Genomic DNA, 18913 nt, shown 5'->3' on the forward strand with positions numbered 1-18913 from the left:
GAGACAACTCAAATTATCAGGCGTTGTACGCGTTCTCGCCATGGCTGTTGACGTCCAGCCCTTCGCGTTCCTGCTCTTCCGGTACACGCAGGCCCACGGTCATGTCCGCCACTTTGTAGCCGATGTAGGCGACAATACCGGACCAGACGATGGTGATAGCGATACTTTCCAGCTGAACCAGCAGCTGATGGCCCATGGTGACGCCTTCTGCGTAGCCCACACCGCCCAGAGAGGTGGCAGCAAAGATACCGGTCAGAATACAGCCCACGATGCCGCACACGCCGTGCACACCAAAGACATCGCAAGGGTCATCCACACGTAACCAGCGTTTCAGCACGGTGACACCCCACAGACCCGCAAGACCCGAGGCGATACCGACAATCAGTGCGCCGCCGACGCCGATGTAACCACATGCTGGCGTCACACCAACCAGACCCGCAATGGCACCGGAACAAGCACCCAGCAGAGAGGGTTTACCACGAGTCACCCATTCGCCGAAGGTCCAGGCCAGAATCGCACCAGCGGTCGCCACCACGGTGTTGACGAAAGCCAGGGCCGCAATTTCGTTCGCCGCGCTCGCAGAACCGGCGTTAAAGCCAAACCAGCCAACGTAGAGGATCGCTGTACCGGTGAAGACCATTGGCAGGTTATGTGGTTTAAACGCTTCTTTGCCGAAGCCAACACGTTTGCCCATCATATAAGCACCTACCAGCCCGGCCACCGCGGCGTTGATATGCACGACGGTACCGCCGGCAAAGTCAAGCGCACCATGGGTTGCCAGCAGACCGCCACCCCAGACCATATGCGCAATCGGCACATAGGAGAGCGTCATCCATACCACCACAAAAATCAGCACCGCGGAGAAGCGGATACGCTCAGCCAGCGCACCAACAATCAGGCCAACGGTAATACAGGCAAAGGAGCCCTGGAACGCCACATGAATGTACTGATAGAAAGTGCCCATCAGCGCTTTCAGTTCAATATTTTTCAGCATCACCCAGTCAAAGCTGCCGAAGAAGCTGCCGCCGGTCCCGAAGGCCAGCGTATAGCCATAAACCACCCATAACACGCACACCAGCGCAAAGGTGACGATCACCTGAGTCAGCATTGAGAGCACGTTCTTGCCGCGAATCAGGCCGCCGTAAAACAGCGCGATGCCCGGAATTGTCATAAACAGCACCAGCGCGGTGCAAATCATCATGAAGGCGTTGTCAGCTTTATCTGCCACTGCCGGTGCGGCCATGGCCAGCCCCGGAAGAAGTGCCAGCGCACCCAGACCCGTTTTCATTGTCGCTATTTTCATTTTCTCGATCCCCATCACTGTGTGGTCTGGTCGTTACAGTGCCGCTTCGTCGGCTTCGCCGGTGCGGATGCGAATAACGCGTTGCAGTTCGGCGACAAAAATTTTGCCATCGCCAATTTTTCCGGTGTAGGCCGCTTTACTAATCACATCAACGACCTCATCAAGCTGATCGTCGGCAATCGCGACGTCAATCTTCACTTTTGGCAGAAAATTGACGCTATATTCGGCACCACGGTACAGCTCAGCATGACCCTTTTGACGGCCAAACCCTTTTACCTCAGTGACCGTAAGGCCCTGAATGCCGATGGAAGATAACGCTTCACGCACATCTTCCAGTTTGAATGGTTTGATTACCACGGTAACCAGCTTCATAAGTCCCCTCCGCTCAGAATTCGTAATGGCAGCAGCTAACACACAGGGAATAAAGCAAGGGCTATGCCAGAAATGAAAAAGGACCGCATAGCGGCCCTTTTCACAACGAAAAGACAAGAATGGGGGAAGAATGCCTCAGAAAAGCATCCGTTTCGGCCAAAAACGCACCAAAACGGTGCGCGACGCGTTGCATTTTTGCACCACATTTATTCGCCACAAAACCACTGCCTGTTTATGGTGCATCAGGCGGTCAGCGACTCTTCCTGCGCGCTGGCCGCCAGCTCTTCACCGGCCAGCTGCAGCTGATACATCTGCCAGTAGCGCCCTTTTGCCGCCAGCAGTTGCTGATGATTACCACGCTCAACGGCCTGTCCGCGATGGAGCACCAGAATGGTATCGGCCTCCACGATCGTTGACAGGCGGTGCGCAATCACCACCAGGGTGGTGTGCTGGCGTACTTTGGCCAGCGCCTGCTGAATCGCCTGCTCGGTACCGGAATCGATATTTGCCGTCGCCTCATCGAGAATCAATATCTGCGGGGTATCGACCAGCACCCGTGCCAGTGCCAGCAACTGCTTCTGCCCTACGGAGAGATTATTCCCCTGCTCGCCCAACTGGGTGTAGATCCCTTCATCCATGCTGCGCGCCAGATCTGCCAGCTGCACCGATTCCAGCGCCTCCCAAACCTGCACCTCGCTGATGTCACGACCGAGGGTGACGTTGGCATAAAAGGTATCGGCCAGCACCACCGGATCCTGCTGCACCATCGCCACGCCCTGGCGCAAGGCGCTGTGGCTTAACGACGCGAGCGGACGCCCGTCGATGCGGATCTCCCCCTGGGTCAGCGGGTAGTAGCCCATCATCAGGCTGGCCAGGGTGCTTTTCCCGCTGCCGGTATGGCCCACCAGGGCCACAAAACCACGGGAGGGGATCTCCAGATTAATCTCTTTCAGCACCAGCCGATCGCCGCGGTAGGCAAACGACAGATCTTCGATGGATACTCTGCCGCTGCGCAACGGGGCATTATCCTGTCCCCACGCCTGGCGCGGGCGATCCATCAGTTCAAACACTCGCTCGCCGGCAACAACCGCCTGCTGGAGCATCGACTGCTGCGTCGTCAGCTCAATCAGCGGCTCATTCAGGCGCCCAAGGTAGCTGATAAAGGCATACAGTACCCCGACTTCAATCGTGCCGACGGCACTGAATCCAAACAACATCAGCAGCCCGCAGAGCACCAGGGTTGAAAACAGGCTCAACAACGGACGCAGGAGGAAACCGTCAAGGCGCAGCGTCTGCATACGCGCCAGATAGTGAGCGTGGCTGGCTTCACGCATCCGCTCACCGAACCGCGCCTGCTGGCGGAACTGCTGGATGACGCCCATGCCATTAATCACTTCATTAAAGCCATCGTTGATATCCGCCAGCCACGCACGTACTCGCCGCACAATAGGTGTGCTGTAACGTTGATAAATCAGCATGACAATCAACACTGCCGGGAAGATGGCCAGCGCCACCAGCGCCATCCGCCAGTCGAGGCTAAACATCGCCACCAGCATCGCGCCAATCAGCGCGGCGCTGCGCAGTACGGTCGCCACCACGGTCACATACAGGTCGCGAATGACTTCGGTGTCGTTGGTCACACGGGAGATCAACTGCCCAACCGGCTGGGTGTCAAACTCGCTGAGCGGCTGGCGCAGTGCCGCATCCATCACATCGCTTCGCAGTTGTTGTACCACGCCGACGGCGGCACGGTTAAACAGCAGCGACTGGTTATAGTGCAGGGTGGCCGCGAGGATCTGTAATCCAAGATAGGCCACCGCCAGACCGCACACCAGCTTCAGCGGCAGCGAATTCTTCGCCACCATATTATCGATAAAATAGCTGATCAGCAGCGGACCGCTGACTTCAGCAGCGGCGGCAATCCACATCATCACCACCGCAATAATCAGCGGCTTACGCCACGGAGAACCGTAAGCCAGCAGGCGTTTTAAGGTGGGCCAGAGTTCGGCAAAACTACGCATCGGTGGCCTCCTCGTGTTCTTGCGGCGCATCGTCCAGCGCCGCTTCCAGTTGCTGATAACGATACATATCGCGGTACCAGCCAGGTTGAGCCGCCAGCCCGTCGTGGCGACCGCGCTGGACGATATGCCCGTGCTGCATCACCAGAATTTCGCTGGCCTCCGTTAAGGCTGACAGACGATGGGCGCTGATGATCACCGTGCGCCCTTCGCCCCATTGCCGTAGGTTGTGCAGGATCTGGTGTTCTGTCCGGCCATCTACCGCCGACAATGCATCATCAAGGATCAGGATCTCCGCCTCAAGCAACAGCGCACGAGCAATCGATATACGTTGTTTCTGCCCCCCGGAGAGCATCACGCCGCGTTCACCCACTTCCGTTTCATACCCCTGAGGCAGACGCAGAATGTCGTCGTGTACGCTGGCCAGCCGCGCCGCGCGCTCAATTTGCTCCGGCGTCGCATCAGGCCTGCCGAGCGCAATGTTATTAGCGACGGTATCGGAAAACAGAAACGGCGTCTGGTTGACGACTGCCAGCCGGGCGCGCCAGCTATCGAGCTGCAGCTGGGTCAGGGGAATATCATGAAAACGAATATCCCCCTGGGTGACATCAAAGTGACGTTGGATCAGCGCCAAGATAGTACTTTTTCCCGAGCCGGTCGGCCCGCAAATACCCAGCATCTGCCCTGGCTGAAGCACAAAGCTCACCTTTTCCAGCGCAGCCTTATGCGCCTGCGGATAGATAAACTCGCGCACCGCAACATTCAACACGCCGCGACCTTCAGGCACCGGTTCACTACCATCGTTGACGGTTGGCGCCTCTTCGAGCATCGTGCGGATGCGGCTATAGGCCGCGCTGCCGCGCTCGACAATGTTAAACATCCACGCCAGCGCCAGCATCGGCCAGATCATCAGCCCGAGGTACATCACAAAGCTGGTCAACTGGCCGAGCGTCATGCTGCCCTGTATCACCATCCAGCTCCCTCCGCCGATTGCCAGCAGATTCGCGGTGCCAATGGCGATATAAATCGTCGGGTCGAATCGCGCATCAATGCGCGCCACGCGCATGTTTTTCTTTCCGGTATCCGCTGCATCGGCAGAGAACTGCGCCGACTGGCGATCTTCAAGACCAAACGCTTTGATCATGCGGATACTGGTCAGGCTCTCCTGGGTTCGGTCGTTCAGGCTGGAGAACGCCGCCTGCGCAACGCGGAAACGTTCATGCAGCGCATCGCCGTTGCGCTTAATCACCAGCGCCATCACCGGCATCGGCAGCAGCGCCAGCAGCGTGAGCTGCCAGCTGATCTGCGTCGACATCACGATGAACACCGCGCAGCCCATCACCAGTGAGTCTACCAGGGTCAACACCCCTTCCCCTGCGGCAAAGACCACCCGGTCAACGTCGTTGGTCGCACGCGCGATCAGATCCCCGGTACGGTGGCGCAGGTAAAAGGCGGGATGCTGGCGGCTAAGCTGGCGATAAAAATCTTCCCGCAGCTCCACCGCCAGCTGATAGGACGCACCAAACAACAGTACGCGCCAGACGTAGCGCAGCAGATAGACCATCACCGCGATCAGCACCAACGAGCCGATCCACAACCAAATCGTCCCGGCGCTAAAATGTTGTCTGGTGACGCCATCAACCACGATCCCTACGACTTTCGGCGGGATCAGTTGTAAAATGGCGATAATGATCAGCAAGGCAATGGCACCGAGATAACGGCGCCACTCCCGGCGGAAGTACCAGCTGAGTTGGGCAAATAATCGCAAGCAGTAAAATCCTGAGTGTGTCAATCGTCGCGGCAAGCGCCGCTAATCAATAGGTAAGGCCGTAGTGTATTTTATCTGTTCCATCGCGAAACTCGAAGTGACATCAGACAACCCCGGCACGCTGTTCACCAGCCGTTTATAAAAATCATCGTAGCGTTTCATGTCCGCCACCTGCACTCGCAGCAGGTAATCGTACTCTCCTGCCATACGCCAGAAGCCAAGGACTTCCGCCATCTGGGTGACTTCACTGACAAAGCGGCAGTACCAGTCGCTGCTGTGGTGCTGGGTTTTAATCAGCACAAATGCCGTCAGACCAAGGCCCAGTTTTTCTGCATCCAGCAGCGCCACGCGCCCCCGCAGGATACCCTCATCTTCCAGGCGCTTCAGCCGTTTCCAGCAGGGAGTGGTGGTCAGATTAACGGCATCGGCCAGCGCCTGCAAAGAGAGGGTGCAGTCGGTTTGCAGCAGAGAAAGCAGCTTACGGTCAATTTTATCTAACATTGGGCGCTCTCGGAGAAAATTTCACTCCCTACAGTGTAATCGAAAGGCTAAATAGCAACAATTTTTCCTCACACTTCCGCTAAGCTGGGCACAAAATGACAAACAGGAAACAACGATGAATAGCGCCTGGGTAAAACATGCCATTAGTGAAATTAACGCCGATTATCAGCGTTCCGCCGACACGCACCTTATTCGCCTGGCGCTGCCCGGGTTCCCAGGTATCCAGATCTATCTGAAGGATGAGAGCACCCATCCTACCGGCAGCCTGAAGCACCGCCTGGCCCGTTCACTTTTCCTGTACGGCCTGTGCAATGGCTGGATTAAGGAAGGCACCACGATCATTGAAGCGTCTTCCGGCTCAACCGCCGTGTCTGAAGCCTATTTTGCTCGTCTGCTGGGCCTGCCGTTTATCGCCGTGATGCCGTCCTGCACGGCAAAACGCAAAATCGAACAAATTGAGTTTTATGGCGGCCGCTGCCATTTCGTCGAAAGTGCGTGTGAAATCTATGCCGCCTCCGAGATGCTGGCCCGCGAACTGAACGGCCATTATATGGACCAGTTTACCTTCGCCGAGCGCGCAACAGACTGGCGCGGCAACAACAATATTGCAGACAGCATTTTCCGCCAGATGACCCATGAACCACATCCGCAGCCCTCTTACATCGTGATGAGCGCCGGTACCGGGGGAACCTCAGCGACCATTGGCCGCTATATCCGCTGTCAGGGGTATGACACGCAGTTACTGGTCGTTGATCCACAAAACTCGGTATTCCTCGATTACTGGCAGAGCCGCGATAGCACACTGCGCAGCACCATCGGAAGTAAAATCGAGGGGATAGGTCGCCCGCGGGTCGAACCGTCATTTATCCCGGATGTAGTCGATGACATGCTGCGGGTGCCGGACGCGGCCAGCGTCGCCACCGCTCTGTGGCTGGAAACGCTGTTGGGTCGGAAGGTTGGTGCCTCTACCGGGACCAATATGTGGGGCGTGCTCGAGCTTGCCGTGCAAATGCGTGCAGAAGGACGCAGCGGCTCCATTGTCACCCTGCTGTGCGATAGCGGCGAGCGCTATCTCGAAAGCTATTACAACCCGCAGTGGGTGGCGAGCCATATTGGCGATATCGCGCCGTGGCAGGCAAAAATTACGGCGATGGTAAACGGACAATAAAAAAAGCCAGACACCGAGGTGTCTGGCTGCTGGAAGGGTCTATTTATTCGGGGGAATAAGGAAGATCAGGATTATCCAGCCAATGCGTTAAAAAATGAGAGACCGCCTCGTGGCGACAGTCCCCGATAACCGGTAAATGCGGCAGCTCGGCTTTGAGCTGCGGCATCGCGTTGCCCATAATCACGCCGCGCCCGACGCTTCCCAGCATCTCGCGGTCGTTCATGGCGTCGCCGAACGCCATACAATCCTGCATCGACACGCCAATATGCTGGCCAAGCACCGCCAGCGCAGCGCCTTTATTGCAGCCATTCGGCAGCACTTCCAGGCAATCGAACGCAGAGAAACAGATATGTGCCCGTTCGCCGAGCGCTTCAGCCAGCTGAACCTGGAGGCGCTGGAGATCGTCGTGATCGCCGCAGAAGCACACCTTGGTGACTTTATTGCCCGGCATCCGCTTTGGATCGGCAATCTGATAGCGAAAGCCGCTGAAAATATGCGCTTTCAGCAGCTCGGGCATCTCTTGCCCGGTAAACCAGCCCTGGTCATTAAATACGTGCATGCTGGCTGCGGTGTCCCAGTGACGGTGAAGCACCGTCTCCGCGACATCCGGGGTCAGATCGCTGCGGTGCAGCTCTTCGCCGTTCAGAGTATGGATCCGCGTACCGTTGCCGGTAATTAAGTAGGCATCCAGCGCAAACTCACCGATAACATGGCGCATTTCCAGCGCATGGCGTCCCGTGGCAAAAGTCAGGGTGATATCACGCTCACGCAGACGTCTGAGCGTCGCGAGCGTCGTCGTTCCCAGACGATGGTCCGGCATCAACAACGTGCCGTCCATATCAAATGCAGCGAGTCTTGCCATGTTCTGCTCCCCAGAGCGTGATGAGTTTTGCTTGAGTTCCAGTATTGCCTGAGATATACGGAAGTAATAGTGAATAGATAGATTATATTGTTCCGGATTTATCACTGGCCTCAGAGGCAGCTAAAAGGATAACGTGTAATGAGGTTATTAAATCGCCTGAACCAGTACCAGCGCCTCTGGCAGCCCTCGTCCGGCGCACCGCAGCAGGTCACCGTCGGCGAGCTATCTGCCCGTTGTTTTTGCAGCGAGCGCCATATTCGAACCCTGCTTCGCCAGGCCCAGCAGGCCGGCTGGTTGAGCTGGCAGTCCAGCGCCGGGCGTGGGAAGCGCGGCACCCTGACATTTCATCGCTCGCCGGAAACGCTACGGAACGAGATGATGGAGCTGGCATTGAACAACGGGCAGCAGAAAAATGCGCTGGAGCTGGCTCAACTGGCGACGGGCGAGCTTAAGGCCCTGCTCTCACCGTTTCTTGGCGGCCAGTGGCAGAACAATACGCCGACCCTGCGTATTCCCTATTATCGCCCGCTCGATCCGCTTCAGCCGGGTTTCTTACCTGGTCGCGCGGAACAGCATCTGGCCGGACAGGTCTTCTCTGGCCTGACGCGATTTGATGCGCAAAGCCGCTCTCCAGTCGGAGATTTGGCCCACCACTGGCAGATTTCAGCTGACGGCCTGCGCTGGCAGTTCTTTATTCGCTCAACGCTGTTCTGGCATAACGGCGATTCTCTGGAAACCGCGCAGATCCAGCAGCGTTTACTCATGTTGCTCAGGATACCGGCCCTGCGCACGCTGTTTGCCAGCATTAAACAGATCGATGTGACGCATGCTCAGTGCCTGACGATCACCTTGTTTCGCCCGGACTTTTGGCTGCCGTTTCGCCTCGCCAGCTATTGTAGCGTACTGGCCCATCCCGACGATCCGACGGTCGGTAGCGGTCCGTTCCGCCTGGCGCTGTTCAGCCCTGAACTGGTTCGACTGGAAAATCATCCGCGTTATCATCTGAACCACCCCCTGATTCAGGCGGTGGAGTACTGGATAACCCCCCAGTTATTTGAACAAAACCTTGGCACCAGCTGTCGCCACCCGGTGCAAATTACCATTGGCGATCCGGATGAGCTTACTAATCTGCGCCAGGTCAGCAACAGCATCAGCCTCGGTTTTTGTTATCTGGCGCTGCACCAGAGCCCCCGGCTCAGCAACGCCCAGGCACAGCGTCTGGTGTCGTTAATTCATCGTTCTTCACTGCTGGAAACCCTTCCTCTTGACGAAGATCTGATCACTCCCAGCAACGAGGTTCTTCCCGGATGGGCGATCCCTCATGGACCGGAGAACCAGGATGTCCCGTTACCAAAACGACTTACGCTGCTGTACCACCTGCCCGTCGAACTGCATACGATGGCAGAACAGCTTCGCCTACGGCTTGCCGCACTTGACTGCGAACTGACGCTCATTTTTTACGATGCGAAAAACTGGCAGGGTTGCCAGGATCTGCCGCAGGCGGATCTCATTATGGGCGATCGTCTAATCGGTGAATCACCGGAATACACTCTGGAGCAGTGGCTACGCTGCGATGCAATGTGGCCCAATGTGTTGACCGGAGCGCAATATGCCCATTTACAGGCGACCCTCGACGCCGTTCAGACCCAGCCAGAAGAACGCAGCCGTAACGACGCCCTGCGCAACGTGTTCAACAGACTGATGGACGACGCCATTATGACGCCGCTGTTCAATTACAATTATCGTATTAGTGCTCCGCCGGGGGTGAACGGCCTGCAGCTTAATGCGCGCGGCTGGTTCGATTTCACCTGCGCCTGGCTACCGGCATCTGCGCCGTGATGAAGCTGGTCGCCGCGCCCATCAAGCGCTACCATATTGCTTTCACTTTGATTGTCAGGAATTGCTATGAAACGCGCCGTAGTTGTCTTCAGCGGAGGACAAGATTCAACGACCTGCCTGGTGCAGGCTCTGAAACAGTATGATGAAGTGCACTGCGTCACTTTTGATTATGGCCAACGCCACCGCGCGGAAATTGACGTCGCTCGTGAACTGGCGCTGAAACTGGGTGCCGTGGCGCATAAGGTGCTGGACGTCACGCTGCTCAACGAGCTAGCCGTCAGCAGCCTGACCCGCGATAGCATCCCGGTACCGGACTATGAGCCGAATGCCGACGGTATCCCAAATACCTTCGTGCCTGGACGCAATATCCTGTTTTTAACGCTGACGGCAATTTACGCCTATCAGGTTAAGGCTGAAGCGATCATCACCGGCGTCTGCGAGACCGATTTTTCCGGCTACCCGGACTGCCGCGACGAGTTCGTCAAGGCACTCCACCATGCGGTCAGCCTGGGCATGGCAAAAGATATCCGCTTCGAGACGCCGCTGATGTGGCTGAATAAAGCTGAAACCTGGGCCCTGGCTGATTACTGGGGTCAACTGGAACTGGTGCGCAATGACACCCTGACCTGCTATAACGGGATTAAAGGTGATGGCTGCGGGCAATGTGCCGCCTGTAACCTGCGCGCCAACGGTCTGAAACAGTACCAGGACGATAAAACTGCCGTAATGGCGCTGATGAAGCAGAAAACCGGGCTAAAATAACCGGTTATTTCCCGGGGCAGCGCGACGCGCCTGCCCGGGCTATCGGATCGCAGTCTGCTGAGGACGCGTAGCCAACCAAGTGCGCAGCCCCGCCTTCGGGAATCCCCCCGCTGGCGAGGCTATAAACCAATCGACCACCGCTCTCAGCGCATCTCCATCTCTTCAAGCTTCTCGCGCAACTCGCCGTCCAGCGGTAGTGCCTTTTGAGTTTTTAAATCGATGCAGACAAAAGTGATCGCCGCATCGGCCACCACGTCGCCCTCTGGATTCAGGGTAACCACCTGATTTAAGGTGCCGCTTTTACCATTAAGCTGTTGCAGATGGCTGGTCACGGTTAACACATCCCCCAGCACCGCCGGGCGACGATAGTTAATATTGATATTCACCACCACAAAGGCGATGTTGCGAGCGGTCATCCAGTGGAACGCGGCGCTGTTTTCCAGGCCATCCCAACGCGCCTCTTCCAGAAACTCAAGGTAGCGAGCGTTATTGACGTGCTGATAAACATCCAGGTGATATCCACGAACTTTGATTTGTGTCTGCATAGCGCAAATGCCTTAGTCTTATTGTCATATTGAGGTCAGAGGTCACACCACTTTCGTGACCTCTTTAGTCTGGCAAAGATTTGCGGCTGTGCAAGCCCGGAACGAAAAATTACAGCATCAGATGCGCCAGGTTTCGCTCTACCAGAGAGAGCCCCATTCCGGGCACCTGCTTGAGATCGTCCACCGTTTTAAATGGCCCGAACTCTTCGCGATAGCTGACAATCGCCTGGGCTTTTTTCAGACCGACGCCGTTCATCGCCTGCATCAGCTCTTCCGCGCTGGCGCTGTTGATGCTGACTCTGGCCTCCCCCGCTGCGGCTTTTAACGCCGCCGGTGCTTTTGCCTGCGGCGACGGCACGCTCTCGTGCTTGACCGCCGCTGCCGCTTTATCGCTGGTCGGTGCCGCCAGCACCGTCTGGCTTCCCGCCGCCCAAAGTAACACGGTTGCGGCCATCATCGTTTTAACATCTTGTTTCATGCTGTGATCTCCTTGTGTGTAGACAGCACGGACACCATAGCGAGGGAGAAAAAAGCGAGCAAAAGCCGATCGACAGAAATGGAAAAGGCCGCGAAAGCGGCCTTTGAGGATTACATCACGTTACTGATTTTTGCGAAGCGTCACGAGATTACTGCTGCTGGTCGATGGTATCGCCGAGCTTAATTTTCGCGGTCTTACGCAGGTTGCTCATCAGCGCTTCGAAAGCAATCTGAGCGTTGTTCTGGGTAATACCCTGAACCATCGCGGCTTTCTGCGCTTCCGGCATATCGCCCGGTTTCACCTCGTCCAGCGCGAGCAGAACCACGTTACCTTTCAGATCGCTACCGATACCGTAGGTCGGTTTACCCGGCTGCGGCAACGGCAGTGCAAACGCTGCCTGGCTTAATGGATCCTGACCGGTACGTGCCAGCGTCTGTGCGGAACCGAAGCTTAAACCAGCGGCTTTCAACGCCTCGTCACCTTTACCGTCTTTCAGCGCGGTCAGCAATTTATCTGCATCCAGTTTCGCCTGCTGTTCAGCTTTGGTGTGCTTCACGATGTCGGTAACCTGATCTTTCACGTCCGCCAGCGGTTTGACCGCTTCCGCTTTATGCTCACTGATACGCAGAACAAATGCGCGATCGCCATCCACGGTGATGATATCGGAGTTGCTACCCGGCGAACCGTTCTCGCCCACCAGACCACCGTTGAAGATGGCATCGGAAACCGGTTTAAAGTTCAGCTCTTCCGGCAGATTGTCGCGACCAAACCAGCCGGTTTCGCTCACTTTCACGTCCGCAGCCTGCGCCGCGCCTGCCAGTGATTCGTTATCGTTGCTGGCCGCATCGCTTACTTTTTGCTGCAGTGCGTAGTAGGCATCCAGCGCTTTTTCCTGTTTCACTTTCGCCGCGATATCATCACGAACGTCAGCCAGAGGTTTCACTTTCGCCGGCTGAACGTCATCAAGGCGCACAACCAGGAAGCCGACAGAGGATTTGATCACGCCGGACAGTTGGCCTTTCTCTTTCAGGCCGGCATTTTTCAGCTCCGGCACCGTTGCAGCATCTTCCATCCAGCCCATATCGCCGCCATTGCGGGCAGAGATAATGTCGGTAGATTTTTCTTTCGCCAGGGTGGCGAAATCAGCCCCTTTCTTCAGCTCGTCAACCACGGCCTGGGCATCGGCTTCGGTTTTGGTCTGAATCACGCTGTAGCGGTTACGCTGCGGCTGAGTGAACTGATCCTGGTGCTGGTCATACCAGGACTGAATCTCCTGGTCAGAAACGTTTTCCTGCATGCTAGCGGCATCCATTTTGATGTAGCTAACACGGAACTGCTCTGGCGCCATGAAACGCGCCTGATTCTGCTGGTAGTATGCGTCAACTTCCGCATCGGTCACCGTCTGTTTCGCCGCCAGCGCGTTAACATCAATGGTCGCTTCACGCACCACACGCTGCTGCGAAACCAGCGCTGCAAGCTCATCGGACTCACCGGTCAACATAAAGTCGGTGCCGGCAATGGCGTTAACCAGTTGCTGCGTGGTCAGCTGGTTACGCAGCGCCTGTGCATACTGGTCGGTAGTCATCCCCATTTGGCCCACGATGCTGCCAAAGCGTTCGTTACTAAATTTGCCGTCCGTCTGGAAAGCCTGGGTCTGGAAGATCGCCTGTTTGACCTGGGCGTCGCTGACGCTCAGATTTAGTTCGCGGGCATACTGATCCAGCAGGGACTCATCAATCAGACGGTTCAGCACCTGCTGACGCATGGTTTTCATGTAGTTTTCGTTAGCTGCCAGTTCCGAAAACTGATCGCCAAGCTGCTGCTGCATACGATTACGTTCGCTGGCAACGGCATTCTCAAACTGTGAACGACCAATCTCCTGGTCATTAACTTTCGCGGCATAGTTGCTGCTGCCGCCAATCAGGTAACCACTTACCCCGGTCAATATGAACGAGACAATGATGATACCGAAAATAATCTTGAGCACGACGCTGTTCGCGGCCGTGCGTAGGTTGTCCATCATGGTGTAACAACGCTCCGCTGTAGATGACTTTAGCTCGCGCAGCATAGCACGTGATGGCTGCCGCGCGTGAGGACCTATTTTGACAAGAAAATGGGGTGATTGTCAGCCCACAAGTGCGCATAAACACACATAAAGTCGGGTTCTGGACAAAGAAAAAAGGCACATCTCACGATGCGCCCTTGTATTTCGTCACCTTCCCTGACGGGAACTTGATCAGTTTACTGCGTCTTTCAGCGCTTTACCGGCACGGAAACCCGGAACTTTAGCGGCGGCAATAGTAATTTCTTTACCGGTTTGCGGGTTGCGGCCAGTACGGGCAGCGCGCTCTTTTACCGCAAAGGTACCAAACCCAACCAGCGCAACATCATCCCCAGCTTGCAGAGATTCAGTAACAGAAGCAATTAAAGCATCTAACGCACGTCCGGCTGCAGCTTTAGAAATGTCCGCACCCGCAGCAATTTTGTCAATCAGTTGAGATTTATTCACTGTTCTCTTCCTCTCTTTATAATTTATATCGCACCAGAATCCTTCGTGGTGCGACCGCGCAGCAGTTATATCAGGACTGTCATGCCCTTACAACAGAGTTGTAGATGACCCCCTGCCAGCGATCTAAGTTAGCTATACAAAAAAAGGCTGGCAAGTACGATTTTACTTCCCAGCCCCACTTTTCTTAACGCTATTTGCGCGAAATCACTATTTTGTGGTGACGATCTGCATGCCAAAAGGCTCATTCTGCAACGCAAGTGTCAGAACTTCTTCGATTCGTTTCACCGGATGAATGTTTAAATCAGCGATAACGTTGTCAGGAATTTCTTCCAGATCGCGTTTATTTTCATCAGGAATCAGAACAGTCTTAATGCCACCGCGATGCGCTGCCAGCAGTTTTTCCTTCAGACCACCGATCGGCAGCACCTGGCCACGCAGGGTAATTTCCCCGGTCATCGCGACATCGGCGCGTACCGGATTCCCGGTCAGGCAGGAGACCAGCGCGGTGCACATGGCAATACCGGCACTCGGACCATCTTTCGGCGTTGCCCCTTCAGGAACGTGGACGTGAATGTCGCGTTTTTCGTAGAAATCCGAGTTAATACCCAGTTTATCCGCACGAGAACGCACCACCGTCAACGCCGCCTGAATAGACTCTTGCATCACTTCACCCAACGAACCGGTGTAGGTCAGCTTGCCTTTACCCGGCACGCAGGCGGTTTCAATGGTCAGCAGATCGCCGCCCACTTCCGTCCACGCCAGACCGGTAACCTGGCCAACACGATTTTCGCTATCCGCACGACCGTAGTCGTAGCGCTGTACGCCGAGGAAATCATGCAGGTTTTCGCCATTAATCGTGATGTGCTTCAGGGACTTATCCAGCAGCAGCTGTTTCACCGCTTTACGGCACAGTTTGGAGATTTCACGCTCCAGTCCACGCACGCCAGCTTCACGGGTGTAGTAACGAATAATCCCGACAATCGCGCTGTCCTCAACGGTCAGCTCGCCTTTTTTCAGCGCATTACGCTCAATCTGTTTTGACAGCAGGTGGCGTTTGGCAATGTTCAGTTTTTCATCTTCGGTGTAACCGGACAGACGAATCACTTCCATACGATCCAGCAGCGGTGCTGGAATGTTCATGGAGTTAGAGGTTGCCACGAACATGACATCGCTGAGGTCGTAGTCCACTTCCAGATAATGGTCGTTAAAGGCCACGTTTTGTTCTGGATCCAACACCTCCAGCAGCGCCGAAGCCGGATCGCCGCGCATGTCAGAAGACATTTTATCGATCTCATCAAGCAGGAACAGCGGGTTTTTAACGCCCACTTTCGCCATTTTCTGGATCAATTTGCCCGGCATGGAGCCAATGTAGGTACGACGATGGCCGCGAATTTCCGCTTCATCACGCACGCCGCCCAGCGCCATACGCACGTACTTACGTCCGGTGGCTTTGGCGATAGATTGGCCCAGAGAGGTCTTACCCACCCCCGGCGGCCCTACCAGGCACAGAATTGGCCCTTTGAGCTTGTTCACGCGGCTCTGCACTGCAAGATACTCAAGGATACGATCCTTCACGCGCTCAAGGCCGTAATGGTCAGTATCGAGGACTTCCTGAGCCTGACGCAGATCTTTTTTGACTTTGCTGCGCGCATTCCACGGCACCTGCACCATCCAGTCGATATAGCCACGTACGACGGTCGCTTCCGCCGACATCGGTGACATCATCTTCAGTTTTTGCAGTTCCGCTTCGGTTTTTTCTTTTGCCTCTTTCGGCATTTTCGCCGCGTCGATCTTACGCTTCAGCGCTTCGTTCTCGTCCGGGGCATCGTCCATCTCGCCGAGCTCTTTCTGGATGGCCTTCATCTGCTCATTCAGATAATACTCACGCTGAGATTTCTCCATCTGTTTTTTCACACGGTTGCGAATACGCTTCTCAACCTGCAGCAGATCGATTTCCGATTCCATCATCGCCATCAGATATTCCAGACGTTCGTTGATGTCGGACATCTCGAGGACGGACTGCTTATCAGCCAGCTTCAGAGGCATGTGGGCAGCGATGGTGTCGGCCAGGCGTGCAGGATCGTCGATGCTGTTGAGCGACGTCAGCACTTCTGGCGGGATTTTTTTGTTCAGCTTGATGTAGCCTTCAAACTGACTAATCGCGGTGCGCACCAGTACTTCCTGCTCGCGCTCTTCGATTGCTGGCGATTCGAGATACTCCGCTTTAGCAGAGAAATGCTCGCCGTTGTCAGATAACGCAGAAATACGCGCGCGCTGCAGGCCTTCAACCAGCACTTTGACGGTGCCATCAGGCAGCTTCAACATCTGTAAAATTGACGCCACGGTCCCGACGGTGAAAAGATCATTTACACCCGGCTCATCCGTCGAAGCTTCTTTCTGCGCAACCAGCATGATTTTTTTATCATGGTCCATAGCCGCTTCAAGACAACGGATAGATTTTTCCCGCCCTACAAACAGGGGTATGACCATGTGCGGATAAACCACCACATCGCGCAACGGCAATACGGGGATTTCAATGCGTTCAGAACGCTCAGGATTCATAGAGCTCTCTCTTAGTTTAAAGTCCGCCAGGTAGCCAGCGGCACGACCTTCCATCGCGACGCTGTTAATATGTAAACCAGTATATGGGGATGTATTCCACACATTCAACGGCAGGAATGCAGGAAAAATAAAAGGGGAGATAAAATCCCCCCTTTTTGGTTAACTGCTTGAGCAATTTGGTGAATTATTCACCAGATGCTTGTTGTGCTTCCGGTTTACCGTAGATCAGCAGCGGCTTGCTTTGGCCATCAATCACCGAAGCGTCAATCACCACTTTTTCGACGTCATCCATCGACGGCAGATCGTACATGGTATCCAGCAGTGCAGCTTCAACGATTGAACGCAGGCCACGGGCACCGGTTTTACGCGCCATCGCTTTTTTAGCGATCGCATCCAACGCTTCATCACGGAACTCCAGCTCCGCACCTTCCAGATTGAACAATGCCTGATACTGTTTGGTCAGGGCATTCTTCGGCTCTTTCAGGATCTGGATCAGCGCGTCCTCGCTCAGCTCGTTCAGGGTCGCTACGACCGGCAGACGGCCGATAAACTCCGGAATCAGACCAAATTTGATCAGATCTTCCGGCTCAACCTGGGACAGCAGCTCGCCTTCGCTGGCTTTGTCGGATTTCGCCTTCACCGTCGCGCCGAAACCAATACCTGAGCCGGTTTCAACGCGGTGGGAGATGACCTTATCCAGACCGGCAAACGCCCCGCCGCAGATAAACAGAATCTTGGAGGTATCAACCTGCAAGAATTCCTGCTGCGGATGCTTGCGGCCACCCTGCGGCGGCACAGCAGCCACGGTACCTTCGATCAGCTTCAGCAGCGCCTGCTGCACGCCTTCCCCTGATACATCACGGGTGATCGACGGGTTATCGGATTTACGAGAAATCTTGTCGATTTCATCGATATACACGATACCGCGCTGTGCTTTCTGCACGTCGTAGTCGCATTTCTGCAACAGTTTTTGAATGATGTTTTCGACGTCTTCACCCACGTAACCGGCTTCAGTCAGGGTGGTGGCGTCCGCCATCGTAAACGGAACATCCAGCAGGCGCGCCAGCGTTTCGGCCAGCAGCGTTTTACCGGAGCCAGTCGGCCCGATCAGCAGAATGTTACTTTTACCCAGCTCAACGCCGTTGCTGGTGTCACCATTGCGCAGACGTTTGTAGTGGTTGTAGACCGCGACGGCCAGCACCTTTTTCGCCGGTTCCTGACCGATAACGTAATCGTCCAGATGGTGGCGAATTTCGTGCGGCGTCGGCAGCGCACTGCGCTCGCGATGCGGCGCAACTTCTTTAATCTCTTCGCGAATGATGTCGTTACATAAGTCAACGCATTCGTCGCAGATATACACGGATGGCCCGGCGATCAGCTTACGCACTTCATGCTGGCTTTTGCCGCAAAAAGAGCAATACAACAGTTTGCCCGAACCATCTTTGCGTTTATCTGTCATGAGTCCAAACCTCTTATTAAGTTCTTTGTGCCGCACACGACGACGCAAATGCCATTCTCAGGCGCAAGCCGCTCATCAGCGTTGTGCCGCCTTACTCCAGACAAGTATAGCGGCACCCTCACGCCAGGGGCATCAATTACGATGGGTCAAAATGGAATCGACCAGGCCGTATTCCACCGCTTCAGAGGCGGAAAGGAAACGATCACGCTCGGTGTCGGTCTCAATCTGCTCCAGGGATTTACCCGTATGGTGTGCCATCAGTTCATTCATCCGACCCTTCACTTTCAGGATCTCACGGGCGTGAATCTCGATATCCGTCGCCTGACCCTGATAGCCGCCCAGCGGCTGGTGGATCATGACGCGAGAGTTCGGCAGGCAGAAACGCTTGCCTTTTGCCCCTGCGGTTAACAGGAAGGCGCCCATTGAACACGCCTGGCCCATACAAATGGTGCTCACGTCAGGCTTGATGAACTGCATGGTGTCGTAAATCGACATCCCGGCGGTGATCACCCCGCCCGGAGAGTTAATGTATAAATAAATGTCTTTTTCCGGGTTTTCTGCTTCCAGAAAAAGCATCTGCGCCACAATCAGGTTCGCCATGTGGTCTTCTACCTGGCCGGTCAGAAAGATGACGCGTTCCTTGAGCAGACGGGAATAGATATCAAAAGAACGTTCACCGCGCGAGGTCTGTTCAATGACCATCGGCACCAGGGCCATATGGGGTGCAAAGTTATCTCGTTCGCCACTGTATGACATTTCCGTCTCCT

At 55.4% G+C, this 18913-nt stretch carries 16 protein-coding genes; 3 read left to right on the forward strand and 13 right to left on the reverse strand.

Features of this window, described 5'->3' with window-relative positions; genetic code table 11:
* Positions 1 to 16: 16 nt before the first annotated feature.
* The 5 genes from amtB to ACMYSP_RS07105 all read right to left on the reverse strand — a co-directional run bounded on the left by amtB (position 17) and on the right by ACMYSP_RS07105 (position 5962).
* Positions 17 to 1303, reverse strand: a complete 1287-nt coding sequence (amtB, locus tag ACMYSP_RS07085) for an ammonium transporter AmtB (protein ID WP_434586143.1) — start codon at positions 1301 to 1303, stop codon at positions 17 to 19.
* Positions 1304 to 1336: 33 nt separating this feature from the next.
* Positions 1337 to 1675, reverse strand: a complete 339-nt coding sequence (gene glnK, locus ACMYSP_RS07090) for a P-II family nitrogen regulator (protein WP_004858743.1) — start codon at positions 1673 to 1675, stop codon at positions 1337 to 1339.
* Between the two features lie 242 nt (positions 1676 to 1917).
* Entirely contained in the window at positions 1918 to 3696 is a 1779-nt protein-coding gene (locus ACMYSP_RS07095) for a SmdB family multidrug efflux ABC transporter permease/ATP-binding protein (RefSeq protein WP_434586144.1), read from the reverse strand.
* Positions 3689 to 5461: a SmdA family multidrug ABC transporter permease/ATP-binding protein gene (locus tag ACMYSP_RS07100; RefSeq protein WP_434586145.1), complete on the reverse strand. Its 1773-nt coding sequence runs from the start codon at positions 5459 to 5461 to the stop codon at positions 3689 to 3691. Before ACMYSP_RS07100 ends, ACMYSP_RS07095 begins: the two co-directional genes overlap by 8 nt.
* A 42-nt stretch (positions 5462 to 5503) precedes the next feature.
* A complete protein-coding gene (locus ACMYSP_RS07105; protein ID WP_123755709.1) occupies positions 5504 to 5962 on the reverse strand; it encodes an Lrp/AsnC family transcriptional regulator in 459 nt (152 codons plus the stop codon).
* 115 nt (positions 5963 to 6077) lie between these two features.
* Between ACMYSP_RS07105 and ACMYSP_RS07110 the strand changes: the two genes are divergently transcribed.
* A complete protein-coding gene (locus ACMYSP_RS07110; protein ID WP_434586146.1) occupies positions 6078 to 7130 on the forward strand; it encodes a PLP-dependent cysteine synthase family protein in 1053 nt (350 codons plus the stop codon).
* Between the two features lie 43 nt (positions 7131 to 7173).
* On the opposite strand, the gene cof is transcribed toward ACMYSP_RS07110, so the two are convergent.
* Entirely contained in the window at positions 7174 to 7992 is an 819-nt protein-coding gene (cof, locus tag ACMYSP_RS07115; protein ID WP_434586147.1) for an HMP-PP phosphatase, read from the reverse strand.
* A 138-nt stretch (positions 7993 to 8130) separates the two neighbouring features.
* On the opposite strand from cof, the gene ACMYSP_RS07120 reads away from it, so the two are divergent.
* Positions 8131 to 9831: an SgrR family transcriptional regulator gene (locus ACMYSP_RS07120; RefSeq protein WP_434586148.1), complete on the forward strand. Its 1701-nt coding sequence runs from the start codon at positions 8131 to 8133 to the stop codon at positions 9829 to 9831.
* Positions 9832 to 9897: 66 nt separating this feature from the next.
* Positions 9898 to 10593, forward strand: a complete 696-nt coding sequence (queC, locus tag ACMYSP_RS07125; protein WP_434586149.1) for a 7-cyano-7-deazaguanine synthase QueC — start codon at positions 9898 to 9900, stop codon at positions 10591 to 10593.
* A 143-nt stretch (positions 10594 to 10736) separates the two neighbouring features.
* Here queC and ACMYSP_RS07130 read toward each other — a convergent pair whose 3' ends face one another.
* The 7 genes from ACMYSP_RS07130 to clpP form a co-directional block, all read right to left on the reverse strand.
* Positions 10737 to 11138 (reverse strand): YbgC/FadM family acyl-CoA thioesterase, encoded by a 402-nt coding sequence (locus tag ACMYSP_RS07130; protein WP_434586150.1) that lies wholly within the window; start codon positions 11136 to 11138, stop codon positions 10737 to 10739.
* 109 nt (positions 11139 to 11247) lie between these two features.
* Positions 11248 to 11616, reverse strand: coding sequence for a helix-hairpin-helix domain-containing protein (locus ACMYSP_RS07135; protein ID WP_434586151.1), 369 nt, complete (start codon positions 11614 to 11616; stop codon positions 11248 to 11250).
* A 148-nt stretch (positions 11617 to 11764) separates the two neighbouring features.
* Positions 11765 to 13639 carry a peptidylprolyl isomerase gene (gene ppiD / locus ACMYSP_RS07140; RefSeq protein WP_434586152.1) on the reverse strand — a complete coding sequence of 625 codons (1875 nt, stop codon included), beginning with the start codon at positions 13637 to 13639 and terminating at the stop codon, positions 11765 to 11767.
* 213 nt (positions 13640 to 13852) lie between these two features.
* Positions 13853 to 14125, reverse strand: a complete 273-nt coding sequence (gene hupB, locus ACMYSP_RS07145; protein ID WP_002444653.1) for a nucleoid-associated protein HU-beta — start codon at positions 14123 to 14125, stop codon at positions 13853 to 13855.
* A 207-nt stretch (positions 14126 to 14332) separates the two neighbouring features.
* Positions 14333 to 16687: an endopeptidase La gene (gene lon / locus ACMYSP_RS07150; protein WP_434586153.1), complete on the reverse strand. Its 2355-nt coding sequence runs from the start codon at positions 16685 to 16687 to the stop codon at positions 14333 to 14335.
* Between the two features lie 184 nt (positions 16688 to 16871).
* On the reverse strand, positions 16872 to 18146 hold the full coding sequence (gene clpX / locus ACMYSP_RS07155) for an ATP-dependent protease ATP-binding subunit ClpX (RefSeq protein WP_123755700.1): 1275 nt from the start codon (positions 18144 to 18146) through the stop codon (positions 16872 to 16874).
* A 132-nt stretch (positions 18147 to 18278) separates the two neighbouring features.
* Complete coding sequence (gene clpP / locus ACMYSP_RS07160; RefSeq protein WP_123755699.1) at positions 18279 to 18902, reverse strand: ATP-dependent Clp endopeptidase proteolytic subunit ClpP; 624 nt, start codon at positions 18900 to 18902, stop codon at positions 18279 to 18281.
* Positions 18903 to 18913 lie beyond the last annotated feature (11 nt).

The sequence above is a fragment of the Klebsiella sp. R390 genome, from assembly GCF_051131745.1.
GTDB lineage: Bacteria > Pseudomonadota > Gammaproteobacteria > Enterobacterales > Enterobacteriaceae > Klebsiella.